Here is a 13,448-nt window from a genome sequence, read left to right as displayed (position 1 = left end):
TATTCTGATGATGAATTATTGGATGCTGATAATATAATAGATGATGAAGAAAACAATATAGATGATACTGTAGAAAATTTAGATGACATACCTAGTCTAGATGATATAATGGATGAAGAAGAACTAAAAGATGAGAATAATAATGAGGAAGAAAATAATATAGATGAAACTGTAGAAGATTTAGATGACATACCTAATTTAGATGATGTAATAAATGAAGAAGACAATAATATAGATAACAATACTGAAGAAGAAAAAAAAAATGAAAAAAAGGAAGAAGAAAATAATATTATAGGTATAGATGACATTATAGATGATAATGAGGGGGATATTTTGATAAGCCATGGTTCTATTATAGAAGATGAAATAGTGAAAAAAGAAGAAGAATATTTTTCTTCAAGCGACGCTTTTAACTTCTCTCTTAACAGAGATTTTTTACTTGGAGATTATGAAGATGAAGAAAATTCATCAAATAATAGTGATGAAAAATCTAATTTGACATCAACTTTTAGTGATGAAGAATATGATGATGATGAAGTGGTAAAACCTGCTAATGAAAATGATACATTTGAAACAGAAGATTTAATAGATAATGATTTATACGAACCAGAAGAAATTCCTAAAATACCTGATGATTTCTATAAAGAAGCTGAAGAAAAAGTTAAGGAAAATATGACATCTGGTTGGAAAAATGTATTAAAAGCTATTAGAGGTAAAAAGTTTATCAATAAAAATATGGATGATATGCTTGATTGGGTAAAAGAACAGTCAGGGCTTGATATTAAACATGCCTCTATGCTTACAAGAAAAGAAGATGGAAGCTATGAAATATCAGAATCTCAAAATATTTCTGATGGTACAAAAGATAGATTAAAAATTAATGAAAATGAGGCATTATTCAAAAAAATATTATCTCATAAGAAAACTTTATATGTATCAGATCCATTTTCTTCAGAATCTTTAAAAAATAAATTTGATCCTTCTGATAGAGAAGATATATCGCACATGATATTTATACCTGTAGAAAATGATGAAGGAGGATTAAAGTCATTTTTCATAGGACTTTCATCTAATTGATAATTATATAAAGAGGTTTGTTTTTATAGATGGAATATATTATAGTAGTATCAACATTTATAGTTATAGGCATCATTGTAAGCCTAGTATTTGGTAATTTACTTAAAATAAAAGTATTCGGCGGACATGTTATGATGTTTCTTATAGCAACAGCTGGTGCTTTGCTTGGTTCATATTATTTACCTAGACTAAGCAATATACAATATATAAAAATAAATTTGTCATCTGCTATATTAGGTGCTATTATACTTGTAATTCTTTTATATATATTTACTCCTAAATCTCTTAAGTAAATAAAGGAATAAAATAATAATGTTTATAAAAGAAGTAAAAGAGATAGTAAAGCCTTCTATAAAAGATGATGAAGCCATAAAAAACATAAGAAAAGCAGCCGAAATAGCTCAAGAATCCATAGATTTAGCTTTTAAACTTTGCATATCTGGAGTAAGAGCTTCAAAAGTAGATAAGGAAGTAGAAAAATTTATAAAGAGTAAAAATGCCTATCCGGCTAATTTTGAAGTACCTGATTATGGATTTGCTACTAGTATTTCAAGCGGAAATGAAATAGCACATGGAAGACCTACAAACAATAAAATACTTGTACATGGTGAGCCTGTATGCGTAGATGTAGGGGTAAAATATAACGGCTTCTATGCTGATTGTGCAAGAACAATAGTAATAGAAGGAGGAATAGGTTCTGTTAATCATAGAGCTTATAAACTCATTGAAGCTTGCAAAAAATCTTTAGAGTATGGAATTTATAAACTTAAACCTGATGTACTTTTAAGCGAATACGGAAAAAACGTAGAAAATAAAGTACATGAATACGGTTTTAATGTGGTAAAATCTTTAACTGGACATGGTGTAGGATATGAATATCATGAAGCTCCCTATATATTTAATTTCTATCATCCTAATAATGATGTGGCATTAGAACCGAATATGGTTTTGGCATTGGAGCTTATGATTACTAATGGTTCTGATCAATATACAAAAGAAAAAGACGGATGGACACTTTCAACCCCAGACTATTCATTAGCTGTTCATTTTGAGCATACTGTACTTATAACTAATAATGGTGTAGAAATACTTGGAATACATAAAGATAAATAAATTATAATTAATTTTTATTTATACTAATCTTATATGCAAAATATTAAAATTAAATATCTTACTAAAAAATGGAAACAATCTTAATATTCTCATAACTCCCCATCTATCTTTATAATAATCACCATAATTATAACTATTAATAAATCTTATATGATTGCTCAGCTTTTCTATATCAGAAGGAATATCCAATCCCCATCTAAAAACTGCATTTGTTTCTTTAACCGTTTCATGTAATTTTGTATTTTTGGCAGCAAGCACAGGTATTGTATCAAATATAAAATGACAATTAACAAAATTTTCGGATAAATTTTCAATAAGCTCTTTTATATAATTTTCTTCTATATACATTAAAACACCTTCTGATATAATTATAACAGTACCTTCTTTTTTTATTTCTTTAATCCAATTATAATCAAGCATTGAAGATGATATGCATTTATAATTTTCATATTCATCAAGTTCTTTAAAAAACTTTTTTCTTAAAGCTATAACATCCTCAAAATCTATATCATGCCAATAAATATTATCGTTTATAAATCTGCTTACCCTTGTATCTAGTCCAGCCCCTAAATTTATAATTGTAAAAGTTTTTGTATCGCTTTTTTGAATTATATCATTTATAATATCATCTATTATCTTTGTTCTTATGCAAGTTCCCACTTGAGTACGTTCAAAATTTTTAAATTTTGAAAAATCATAATTAATTTTATTTATTATCTCTATAGATTTAGGATCTCTTATAATAGCATTTTTCCTTTTACTTTCTTCTGCTTTTGCATACAAAGTAATTAATAAAGTCTCAGACACACCATCTAAATTAATATTCATAAACACCTCTTAAAAGTTAGAATAGTCTAACAAATTAATGACATTTTATAACATATTAATATTTTTGTCAAATGCATAAAAATAAATTTTTTAAAGAATTTTTCCTTTCATATCCATACATAAATCAAGTATTGAAACAGCAATGGCAGCCTCTATTACAGGAACAGCCCTAACAGCTATACAAGGATCATGACGCCCTTTTATAATAAGCTTTTCTTCTTCTTTAGTTTCTATATTCAAAGTTAATTGCTCTTTAGATATAGAAGGAGTAGGTTTTATCACAACATTAACAACTATAGGCATACCATTAGATATACCTCCTAAAATACCTCCGTTATTATTAGTTTTAGTTTCTATGCTTTTTATATTATCATTATCTTTTATAGTATAAAGGTCATTACATTCACTTGCTTTATAATTAACAAAATCAAATCCGAGTCCGAAATCAATACCTTTAACAGCTGGAACAGCGAATACCGATTCTGCAATTCTGCTTTCTATAGATGAATAAAAAGGATCTCCAAAACCTGCAGGCATATTAAATACTGCTGCTGTTATAATACCTCCTACAGAATCCATATTCATTTTTGCATCTTCTATAGTTTTAATCATATTACTCATAGCTTCGTCATTAAATACACTTAATTCTTTATTGTAATTTTTTATAAACTCTTCATAGGACGGCAAAATATTATTTGGGTATTTATCTTTAATATTATATATTTGCTTTATATGAGCTGCTATATTAATATCAAATTTTTCTTTTAAAGCTAATTTACATAAAGCACCGGCAAAAACCAAAGGAGCTGTAAGTCTTCCTGAAAAATGTCCGCCTCCCCTTATATCATTGAAACCATCATATCTAAGCATAGCAGTATAATCACTATGAGAAGGTCTTGGAACAACTTTTAAATTTGAATAATCTGTACTTCTTTTATTTTCATTTTTTATAATGGCTGATATAGGCATACCTGTACTCTTACCTTCAAGTATACCTGATAATATTTCTGCTTTATCACTTTCATTTCTTGATGTTGTAAGTTTTGCATTCTTAGCCCTTCTTCTATCCATTTCACTATCTATAAAATCATTGTCTATATTAATACCATAAGGAAAACCATCTATAACACATCCTATAGCCTCTCCATGAGACTCACCGAATAAACTTAATTTTAAATTATTTCCAAAAATACTTCCCATAAATATATTCCATTTTTTATTTTTTTTTATTTAGTATATATTATTTTTGTTTTTTTTAAAACTTTTAATATATTTAACTTGTTATAAAAGTAAAATATATTTACAATTATTGATAATATAAATTTGTAATTAATATAAAATTGTGTATACTATATAAGGTATATATAATTTGATATAGGATAATAAGTGAAAAAAATATTTACAGATATACCGCACCCAATAAAAGAAATAGCAAGAATACTTCATGTAGAGGGATTTCAATGTTTCTTAGTAGGCGGTGCAGTTAGAGATTCTATCATGGGAATACCTCCTCATGAATATGATATAACAACGGATGCTAAACCAGAAGATGTTCAAAGAATATTCAAATATACTGTGCCAACTGGAATAAAGCATGGTACCATTCTAGTTATAATAGAAGATATGCATGTAGAAATTACAACATTTAGAAGTGATGGTAATTATACAGATGGAAGACATCCTGATATGGTTGAATATGCATTAAGTATAGAGGAAGATTTGCCTAGAAGAGATTTAACCATAAATGCTATGGCCTATAATGTATTAGACGGCACTCTTATAGATATGTTTGATGGAATGAAAGACATTAAGCGTAAAATTGTTAAGGCTGTTGGAAATCCTTATGAAAGATTCAGAGAAGACGGTCTTAGAATAATGCGTGCTATAAGATTTGCTACCAAATTAAATTTTGATATAGAAAAGGAAACATTTGACGCTATTACACATTCTACCGGAATGCTTACATCTATTGCTTCAGAACGTATACGTGAAGAGTTTAACGGCATATTATTATCTAAAAATCCATTTAGAGGAATTGAACTTCTTAGAAAAACAGGTGTTCTATCTTTAATTATGCCTGAATTGATGCAGGGTTTTGGTGTCAATCAAAATAAATTTCATAAATATGATGTTTATTATCATATACTGCATACCATACAAGCTGTTGAGCCATTAGAGACAGAAGAATTAACTTTATTAGTAAGACTTGCTGCATTATTCCATGATATAGCAAAACCTATGGTTCAAAAGAAAATATCTAAACAGGATGATCCTGTTTATTACAATCATGAAGTTGTAGGTTCTAATGTAGCTAAAAAAATAATGAAAAGATTAAAATACTCAAATTCTGAAATAGATTTTGTAACTTTATTAGTAAGACAGCACATGTTTTACTATCAAGATGAATGGACTGACGGAGCTGTAAGAAGATTTATGAGAGCTATTGGGGTAGAAAATATAAAACCTCTATTAAAACTCAGAGAAGCAGACAGAATTGGAAGCGGAAACAGAAAAGATAAAGAAAGTAAAGCCATACCTAAACTTTTGGCTAGAATAGATAAAATAATAGAAGAAGAAAATGCTATAACTGTTAAAGATTTAAAAATTAATGGAAATGATTTGATTAATGAGTTTAATCTAAAGCCTAGTCCTTTAATAGGTAAAATATTAAACTATCTTTTGGACTTAATATTAGATGAGCCGGAATTAAACAATAGAGAATTTTTAATAGAAAAAACGAGAAACTTTTTAGAAAGCAATAATATAAAAGATGGGGCTTAAAAAAAATGTACTTGCTGTCTGATATTGGAAATACAAGAATAAAGTTGGCTATATTTGATAATAATAATAACATACCTTTATATTTTAAGGCTATAGATCATAGCAGTGGTATTACAGACTTGATTGATTCAGTTAATTTTATTAAAGAAAATTTTAAGGGAATAAAAAACATATTCTATAGCAGTGTATCTATAAAAATAAATGATTTATTTGAATCAGCTATAAAAGATTGTTTTAATATGGATGCTTATAAAGTTACACATGATGATATAAAATTAAAAGATAATCTTTATGAACCAAAAAATTCAGTTGGTATAGACAGAATACTATCAACTTATGCTTCAATATGTTTGGAAGGCTACAATGATATTGATAAATATGCTTCAATAGTCATAGACATGGGAACAGCCACTACAATAAGTATTATGATATCAGATTTTACATTTTTAGGAGGAATGATAATTGCTGGTACAAAAACAAGTTATCAAGCATTATCAAATAGAACTTCTCTACCCTATTATGAAATAGGCCCTATAGAAGCTATACCAAACCCTATAAATAATAACAGTAAAGACGCCATTATGTCCGGTGCTATATATAATACTATAGGGACTGTTAATTATGCTGTATTAGAAACCAAAAAATATATAAAAGAAAAATACAATATAAAATCTAAAATATTTTTAACAGGCGGAATATCAAACTTAAGACTATTAAAATGTAAAGTCTACCCATTTTTAGTATTACAAGGTATTTATTTCAATATGATAGATAAACAATATTATATATAATACATGATATTGTTATATTACAGCACTTCATTATATAATTATAATACTATTATTTGACAAAAGAGAAAAAACTGATATACTTTAAACTATATATAAGAAAATAAAATATTAAGGAGTTCATCAATGACTACAGGTAAAGTTACTATACAAAATGAAACAGGACTTCATGCTAGACCGGGTAATGAATTTGTAACATTTATAAAAACATTACAGGGATGCAAAATTGAAATAGAAAATGAAGCTGGAAAAAGAGTTAATGCTTCTTCTCTTTTAAAGGTTTTATCTTTAGGAGTAAAAAAAGGATCTGTTCTTACAATTTATTGCGATGGTGAAAATGAAGAAGATAATTTAAAAAAAGTAGAGGAATTTATATCTAATTTAAAAGATTAATAAAATTTATTTTTTGGAATTTATAATATGGAAAAAAGAATTACTGGAATAGGTGTATCACCTGGTATAGCTATAGGAAAAGTATATTTGCTTGTCAAAAAAGACATAGTAATATCAAAATGTCCTTGTAAAGATGTATCTGAGGAACAGGGAAAATTACTAGATGCTAGAAATAAAACTAGAGATCAGTTAATTAAAATAAGAGAAACAACTGCTAAAAAAGTATCTGAAGAAAAAGCTGCTATATTTGATGCTCATATAACTTTACTTGAAGACGAGGATTTACTTGAGGAAGTTAATGATATTATAGCAAATGATAAAGTATGTGCTGAATATGCATTATCACAAGGTATAGAAGTTTATAGAAAAATATTAAGCGAAGTTGAAGATGAATATTTAAGAGAGAGAGCAGGTGATTTAGTAGATATTTCTGACAGATGGATAAGAAATATTCAAGGTGAAGAAATAGCAGATGTTTCTAATTTACCAAAGGATTCCATAGTAGTTGCAAGAGATTTAACACCTTCTGATACTGCTAATTTAGATTTAGACAATACTTTAGCATTTATAACAGAGATAGGCGGACGTACTTCTCATACATCAATAATGGCTAGATCTTTGGAGCTTCCTGCTGTTGTTGGTATAGGTGAAATAGTAAAAGATTTAAAAAATGAACAGACTATAATTGTTAATGGTAATACTGGTAATGTAATAATAAATCCTTCGGATGAATCTATAGATTCTTGTTTAAAACTTAAAGAAGAATTTGATAAGAAGAGAGCTTTATTAAAAGAGTATGCACATAAAGATGCTATATCAAAAGATGGAACTAAGATTAGAGTATATGCTAATATTGGATCCCCTGCTGATTTAGGCGGTGCTTTGAAAAATGGTGCTGACGGAATAGGTCTTTACAGAACAGAATTCTTATTTATGGAAAATACAGATTTTCCTACAGAAGAAGAACAATTTAAAGCATATAAAGAAGTAGCTGTTGCTATGAGCGGTCATACTGTTACAATACGTACTATGGATATTGGAGGAGATAAATATCTTCCTTATTTAGAAATGCCTAAAGAAGAAAATCCTGCACTTGGATGGAGAGCTTTAAGGATATGTTTGGATAAAACTTCTATTATAAAGACACAATTTAGGGCTTTGCTTAGAGCTTCTGCTTTCGGTAAGATTAAAGTAATGCTTCCTATGATAGTTTCAATGGAAGAATTAAGAAAAGCTAAGAATATATTTAATGACTGTAAATTAGAATTAATGAAAGAAAATATAGCATTTAATGAATCATTAGAATTAGGAATGATGATAGAAACTCCTTCTGTTGTATTCAGAGCTGAAGCATTCGCTAGAGAATCTGATTTCTTCTCAATAGGTACAAATGATTTAACACAATATACATTAGCTTCAGACAGAGGTAATGAAAAAATAGCTGCTATATGTGATCCTTATAACCCTTCCGTACTTACTGCTATAAAAATGGCTATAGACGGTGCTCATGCCAGCGGTATTATTATTTCTATGTGCGGGGAGTTAGCAGGAGACTTGCTTGCTGTACCGTTATTGTTCGGACTTGGACTTGATGTATTCTCAATGTCTGCTATATCAATACCTGAAGTTAAGAAAATGATAATTTCTTTAGATAAAGCGGAATGTAAAATGTTGGCAAAAAGGGTACTTTCTCTTGATACTGCGGATGAAGTTAAAGCAGAACTATTAAGATTCTTGGAAGTACATGAAAAAGGCGGAACTATAAGTTATTAAAATATTAATATTTAAAAAAGGGGCTAAGAAATTAGCTCCTTTTTTTATTATTTAAGAATAAAACCTTGCATATATTCCGCATGGAAGTATCATATTTGATGACTCTGTAGGTATTCCTATTTCACCGCTTTCAAAAGTTCCGCTATGTTTTACCAAAGTTGATAATATATTTTTTAAAGATATATGAGAAAAACTTGCTGTATAACAGTTTATTAAAAAAAGTATTGGAGTATCTGATAAAAGTTTAACGCATTCTTCTGTAAGCCTAGCCAAACTTGTTTCTATCTGCCATAATTCTCCATTAGGTCCTCTGCCGTAAACAGGAGGATCCATTATTATAACATCATACTTTCTTCCTCTCCTAACCTCTCTTAAAACAAATTTAATGACATCTTCTATAATAAATCTTACCTTTTTTTCCTGAAGATTATTTATTTCAATATTTCTTTTAGCATGCCCTACTATTTTTTTAGAGGCATCAACATGAACAACCTCATCGCAATTTGCATAAGCACAAGCTACTGTTGCACCGCCTGTATATGCAAATAAATTCAATGCTCTTATTTCTTTATTTTTATGACTGGAAGATTTTTTTTCTTTAATTTTATCTATAATAAACTGCCAATTAACAGCCTGCTCAGGAAAAAGCCCTATATGTTTGAAATTTGTAAACTCTATCTGAAATGATAAATCTTGATATTTGATAATAAAATTGTCTTTTGGTTTATTAATATACTGCCAATAACCGCCGCCCTTATCCGAACGATGATATACAGCATCCAAATTATCCCATTTAGCTAATTGTTTAGACCAAATAACTTGAGAATCTGGACGTGATACTATAAATCCGCCTATATTCTCAAGTTTTTCGCCTTCACCGCAATCTATAATTTTATAGTCTTTCCATTTATCAGCCAATAGCATATTAATTCTTAGTTAGGTTACCTCTGATTATAATAAGTAACATCATTTCTAACAATAACAATATCTACTCTTCTATTCAATGCTCGACCATCAGGTAAATCATTAGAAGCCACTGGTCTTGTATCTGCATAACCAGCAACTGAATATTTATTTCTATCTAATGTAGCTGTTTGATCATTCTCAAATAATTTTTCTAATATAACTATAGCTCTGGCAGAAGAAAGCCCCCAGTTATTGCCAAATTTTTGCTCTGTTAAAGTTCCAGGTATTATAGCACCTGAATCTGTATGACCTTCTATTCTTATATCATTAGGAACAGAACTAAGTATAGAGGCAAGTTTAATAAATGTCTCCGTATTATTTTGATTATCAACCAAATTAGTACTTCCGGATTCAAAATATTGGTCGGCTCCTAAGCTTATAACAAAACCTCTTTCATCCTCTTCTACTCTTACTTTCTTACTTTTAATTTCTGCTTCTAATACAGCCATAGCTTTATCTATACTTTTACCCATAGAATAACCTCTATCTGAGGAAGGTAAAGTATCAACATTAGCTCCTCCGTACACTAATCTGCTTTGAGAAAGTGTAGCACCGCCAGGCATAACCCCAAATGATCCTTGGAATGCCGTAGCAATAAGCTGTATAGAAGAATCACTAACTGATGTAGACATTGTAGAAAGCAATAATACGAAGAATGTCAATACTAATGTTACGAAGTCTCCATAAGTTTGAAGCCACAAAGGTGCTGAAGGACCAGGTACTTGAGCCTTATCTCCAGCTTTTTTAGCTTTTTTACCAAATTTAATAGTAGCCATTATTTACCTCTAAAAATTATCTATCTCCAACTTGTTCATTTATTTTCTGACGCTGAGCAGGAGGTAAGAAAGATACTAATTTGTCTTTTACTATTCTAGGGTTATCACCTGCTTGTATAGATAATATACCTTCAAGCATGATGCTCTGAACTGTAGCTTCTGCAGCGTGTCTTGCAGCAAGTCTACCAGCTATAGGCAATGCAAAACCGTTAGCTATAACAGAACCGTAGTATGTAGTAATTAATGCTACCGCCATACCAGAACCGATGGCTTCAACACCACCACCGCCTCCTAAGCTTCTTAACATGATTACAAGTCCGATCAACGTACCAATCATACCCCAAGCAGGATACAAAGAAGCAGCATCTTCAAATACCTTTTTTACTGTATCGTGTCTTGCTTCTACGTTATCTATTTCTGTATTTAATATGTTTTTTACTAATTCAGGGTCTGTTCCGTCTACTACAAGCTGCATACCCTTCTTTAAAAATGGGTCTTGAACTTCCTGAATATCATCTTCTAATACCAATAAACCCTCTCTTCTAGCTTTTTCTGAAAAACTTAAAAGTGTTATGATAATCTGAGATTCATCATAACTAGGCTTATTTAAAAGCATTTTAATAGCTTTTGGAACACCTAATATAGTTCCTAAGTCGTTAGCTACTAAAAGCGAAGTTGTTCCTCCAAGTCCTGTTACAACTGCAGAGGCAATATCAATCATGTGTCCTACGTTACCACCACCTGATATGATACCAAATAAATTAATACCTATAACTAATACAACACCTAATGGTACAAATATATCCATATTTTACTCTCTAACTAAAATTTTATTTTTTATTCTTCATTACCATAGAATGAAGGTTTCTTTATGCTATTTTCATTAACTATTCTAGTTCTATACTCTATTATTCTATTAAGTACAATATCAAAGCTATCTTTGGTTACAACTTTCCTTCCAGATAACATTGTTATTACTAAATCAGGAGTTTCCTCCATAAACTCTATTTGATGAGGATTAACATATAATATGCTTCCATCAAATCTTGTTATATGTATCATAATCAGAAACTCCTAACTCTATTATACTATAAAATTACAAATAAGTCTAATACCTAAAATTATCTCTTAAGTGCTATAACTTCTTGAAGCATTTGGTCTGCTGTAGTTATAGTTCTGGCATTAGATTGGAAACCTCTTTGAGTTACAATCATATCTGTAAACTGTTCACTCAAGTCAACGTTAGACATCTCTAAAGTACCTGCTTTAATAGATCCTCTTCCTTCAGCAGCAGCTGGTCCTATATTAGGAGCACCTGAGTTATTACTTTGTACAAATAATGTATCTCCTGCTTTTTCTAAACCGCCTGCATTGTTAAATTTAGCTAAAGCAACCTGTCCTAAAGTTTTTCTGTTTCCGTTAGTAAATACACCTGTTATTACTCCGCTGTCATCAAAACTAAATCCTTCAAGCATACCCATAGTATAACCGTCTTGTTCTATAGCTTTAGTTGTTGATGGTGATTCAAATTGAGTAATACCATTAAATAATCCTACTTCACCCATAGTAAGGTTAATAGTTTGTTCTACCTCTCCTTCAGTTCCTTGATAAGTGAAAGATACATTAGGCATTAATACACCTTCTGTTTGTGTGTTAGTACCATCACTTACAGAAATTAAAGAACCAGCATCATTAAATACTAATTGGAAAGTATTATTTCCTGTTCCTTGTGCAGGATCGCCTGCTGAAACGCTTACGCTTCCTTCAGTAGCTTCTGGTATATCTATTACCATATCCCATCTGTTAACATCTGTTCTAGTAAATGTTGCTCTTAATTGACGAGGTATACCTGTAGAATCATATATTGTTAAATCAGATTGATGTGTTTCACCGCTTTTTTGTAAGTTACAGAAATATTTTGTATTAGCTGTAGCACGTGCAGGATCTTTTGCACCTACTGGTATAATTAAATCTTCAACACCAGCTGCTGTGTTTAATTCCATTTCTCCTGTTTCTTCATTAAGAACAGCATTCCAACCTTGTACTTTATAACCTATAGAAGGGTTAACTAAATAACCATCTCTATCTAAAGAAAAAGCACCGTTTCTTGTATAATAAGAGTTGTTGCCTCTTTTTTCAATAAAGAATCCTTCTCCTTGAATAGCTAAATCAGTGTTTACACCTGTTACTTGTAAAGCACCTTGAGTATGTATAGTGTCTATAGTTGCAACCATCATACCTAAGCCTACTTGTTGAGGATTGATACCACCTCTATCCTCTTGTGGTTTAGCTGCCCCACTTAAAGATTGGCTTATCATATCCTTAAAAGTAACTCTACCTCTTTTGAATCCATAAGTATTAACGTTAGCAATGTTATTTCCAACTACATCCATTCGAGTTTGATGATTTTGTAAACCAGACACGCCGGCAAATAATGAACGCATCATAAGGCGTATTCCTCCAAAAATTTTAATATTTCTTATAAAATATTTTCGGTATAATTAAAATTTGCTTAATACTTTTTTAACACTTATAACAATATGTATTTATCAAAAAAGCCTAATATGCTAAAAAACATATTAGGCTTTTATTTTGTTTATATAATTCATTTTCAGCAATATTTTATTATTTAAATACTGTTTTACAATGCTATTTGTATCTATTATACGATAATCCGAATATACATACTGTTTTTACTTTTTTTCCTGATTCTATATCTTTTATGTTTTCTTTTGCTTCATTATTATCTTTATCTACTTCTAAAATCCTTTTATATGTTTTTAAAGCATTATCTTTTTGATTTAATTTTATATAAAGCTCTGCAATGGATTCTAAATAAAATATACTATCTTCATCATCTGTTATATTTTCTTCATATATTTTTATAAGCTCTTCATAAATATGTATGCTTTTATCTGGTTTTGAAACTTTTTGATAGAAAAATGCTAAATAT

The 13,448-nt window shown here is 29.6% G+C and carries 14 protein-coding genes and 1 pseudogene; 7 read left to right on the top strand and 8 right to left on the bottom strand.

Going from position 1 to position 13,448, the window contains the following annotated elements; genetic code table 11:
* From T324_RS0116290 to map, 3 genes and pseudogenes are all read left to right on the top strand, one after another.
* A pseudogene (locus T324_RS0116290) lies at positions 1 to 1,077 on the top strand (AAA family ATPase); the annotation flags it as partial.
* Between the two features lie 29 nt (positions 1,078 to 1,106).
* A complete protein-coding gene (locus T324_RS0116285) occupies positions 1,107 to 1,370 on the top strand; it encodes a hypothetical protein (protein ID WP_028331223.1) in 264 nt (87 codons plus the stop codon).
* A 19-nt stretch (positions 1,371 to 1,389) separates the two neighbouring features.
* Complete coding sequence (gene map, locus T324_RS0116280) at positions 1,390 to 2,190, top strand: type I methionyl aminopeptidase (RefSeq protein ID WP_028331222.1); 801 nt, start codon at positions 1,390 to 1,392, stop codon at positions 2,188 to 2,190.
* Between the two features lie 18 nt (positions 2,191 to 2,208).
* Here map and T324_RS0116275 read toward each other — a convergent pair whose 3' ends face one another.
* Together T324_RS0116275 and aroC are read right to left on the bottom strand one after the other, a co-directional pair.
* A complete protein-coding gene (locus T324_RS0116275) occupies positions 2,209 to 3,018 on the bottom strand; it encodes a class I SAM-dependent methyltransferase (protein WP_028331221.1) in 810 nt (269 codons plus the stop codon).
* A gap of 90 nt (positions 3,019 to 3,108) precedes the next feature.
* Positions 3,109 to 4,218, bottom strand: coding sequence for a chorismate synthase (gene aroC, locus T324_RS0116270; protein WP_028331220.1), 1,110 nt, complete (start codon positions 4,216 to 4,218; stop codon positions 3,109 to 3,111).
* Between the two features lie 186 nt (positions 4,219 to 4,404).
* On the opposite strand from aroC, the gene T324_RS0116265 reads away from it, so the two are divergent.
* The 4 genes from T324_RS0116265 to ptsP all read left to right on the top strand — a co-directional run bounded on the left by T324_RS0116265 (position 4,405) and on the right by ptsP (position 8,753).
* On the top strand, positions 4,405 to 5,799 hold the full coding sequence (locus tag T324_RS0116265) for a CCA tRNA nucleotidyltransferase (RefSeq protein WP_028331219.1): 1,395 nt from the start codon (positions 4,405 to 4,407) through the stop codon (positions 5,797 to 5,799).
* 5 nt (positions 5,800 to 5,804) lie between these two features.
* Positions 5,805 to 6,590: a type III pantothenate kinase gene (locus T324_RS0116260; protein WP_028331218.1), complete on the top strand. Its 786-nt coding sequence runs from the start codon at positions 5,805 to 5,807 to the stop codon at positions 6,588 to 6,590.
* Positions 6,591 to 6,713: 123 nt separating this feature from the next.
* Positions 6,714 to 6,980 (top strand): HPr family phosphocarrier protein, encoded by a 267-nt coding sequence (locus tag T324_RS0116255; RefSeq protein ID WP_028331217.1) that lies wholly within the window; start codon positions 6,714 to 6,716, stop codon positions 6,978 to 6,980.
* Between the two features lie 27 nt (positions 6,981 to 7,007).
* Complete coding sequence (gene ptsP, locus T324_RS0116250; RefSeq protein WP_028331216.1) at positions 7,008 to 8,753, top strand: phosphoenolpyruvate--protein phosphotransferase; 1,746 nt, start codon at positions 7,008 to 7,010, stop codon at positions 8,751 to 8,753.
* 51 nt (positions 8,754 to 8,804) lie between these two features.
* On the opposite strand, the gene T324_RS0116245 is transcribed toward ptsP, so the two are convergent.
* The 6 genes from T324_RS0116245 to T324_RS17605 form a co-directional block, all read right to left on the bottom strand.
* Positions 8,805 to 9,677 (bottom strand): class I SAM-dependent methyltransferase, encoded by an 873-nt coding sequence (locus T324_RS0116245; RefSeq protein WP_028331215.1) that lies wholly within the window; start codon positions 9,675 to 9,677, stop codon positions 8,805 to 8,807.
* A gap of 17 nt (positions 9,678 to 9,694) precedes the next feature.
* Positions 9,695 to 10,495 (bottom strand): OmpA family protein, encoded by an 801-nt coding sequence (locus T324_RS0116240; protein ID WP_028331214.1) that lies wholly within the window; start codon positions 10,493 to 10,495, stop codon positions 9,695 to 9,697.
* A 16-nt stretch (positions 10,496 to 10,511) separates the two neighbouring features.
* A complete protein-coding gene (locus tag T324_RS0116235; protein WP_028331213.1) occupies positions 10,512 to 11,303 on the bottom strand; it encodes a motility protein A in 792 nt (263 codons plus the stop codon).
* Between the two features lie 29 nt (positions 11,304 to 11,332).
* Positions 11,333 to 11,557 (bottom strand): flagellar FlbD family protein, encoded by a 225-nt coding sequence (locus tag T324_RS0116230; RefSeq protein ID WP_028331212.1) that lies wholly within the window; start codon positions 11,555 to 11,557, stop codon positions 11,333 to 11,335.
* A 59-nt stretch (positions 11,558 to 11,616) separates the two neighbouring features.
* Positions 11,617 to 12,942 (bottom strand): flagellar hook protein FlgE, encoded by a 1,326-nt coding sequence (flgE, locus tag T324_RS0116225; protein WP_028331211.1) that lies wholly within the window; start codon positions 12,940 to 12,942, stop codon positions 11,617 to 11,619.
* A gap of 202 nt (positions 12,943 to 13,144) precedes the next feature.
* A partial coding sequence (locus tag T324_RS17605) for a tetratricopeptide repeat protein (RefSeq protein WP_038375387.1) occupies positions 13,145 to 13,448 on the bottom strand: 304 nt, incomplete at its 5' end.

Origin of the sequence: Brachyspira alvinipulli ATCC 51933, from assembly GCF_000518245.1 — a bacterium.
Lineage (GTDB): Bacteria > Spirochaetota > Brachyspiria > Brachyspirales > Brachyspiraceae > Brachyspira > Brachyspira alvinipulli.
The sequence above is the reverse complement of the archived record's forward strand: the minus strand, read 5'-3'. Positions and strand labels throughout refer to the sequence as shown.

Excerpts from the sequence above, each read along its gene's own strand:
- T324_RS0116235 (WP_028331213.1), bottom strand. The coding sequence starts at position 11,303 with ATGGATATATTTGTACCATTAGGTGTTGTATTAGTTATAGGTATTAAT.
- T324_RS0116245 (WP_028331215.1), bottom strand. The coding sequence starts at position 9,677 with ATGCTATTGGCTGATAAATGGAAAGACTATAAAATTATAGATTGCGGT.
- T324_RS0116285 (WP_028331223.1), top strand. The coding sequence starts at position 1,107 with ATGGAATATATTATAGTAGTATCAACATTTATAGTTATAGGCATCATT.
- aroC (WP_028331220.1), bottom strand. The coding sequence starts at position 4,218 with ATGGGAAGTATTTTTGGAAATAATTTAAAATTAAGTTTATTCGGTGAG.
- T324_RS0116240 (WP_028331214.1), bottom strand. The coding sequence starts at position 10,495 with ATGGCTACTATTAAATTTGGTAAAAAAGCTAAAAAAGCTGGAGATAAG.
- T324_RS0116255 (WP_028331217.1), top strand. The coding sequence starts at position 6,714 with ATGACTACAGGTAAAGTTACTATACAAAATGAAACAGGACTTCATGCT.
- map (WP_028331222.1), top strand. The coding sequence starts at position 1,390 with ATGTTTATAAAAGAAGTAAAAGAGATAGTAAAGCCTTCTATAAAAGAT.
- T324_RS0116275 (WP_028331221.1), bottom strand. The coding sequence starts at position 3,018 with ATGAATATTAATTTAGATGGTGTGTCTGAGACTTTATTAATTACTTTG.
- ptsP (WP_028331216.1), top strand. The coding sequence starts at position 7,008 with ATGGAAAAAAGAATTACTGGAATAGGTGTATCACCTGGTATAGCTATA.
- T324_RS0116260 (WP_028331218.1), top strand. The coding sequence starts at position 5,805 with ATGTACTTGCTGTCTGATATTGGAAATACAAGAATAAAGTTGGCTATA.
- T324_RS0116230 (WP_028331212.1), bottom strand. The coding sequence starts at position 11,557 with ATGATACATATAACAAGATTTGATGGAAGCATATTATATGTTAATCCT.
- flgE (WP_028331211.1), bottom strand. The coding sequence starts at position 12,942 with ATGATGCGTTCATTATTTGCCGGCGTGTCTGGTTTACAAAATCATCAA.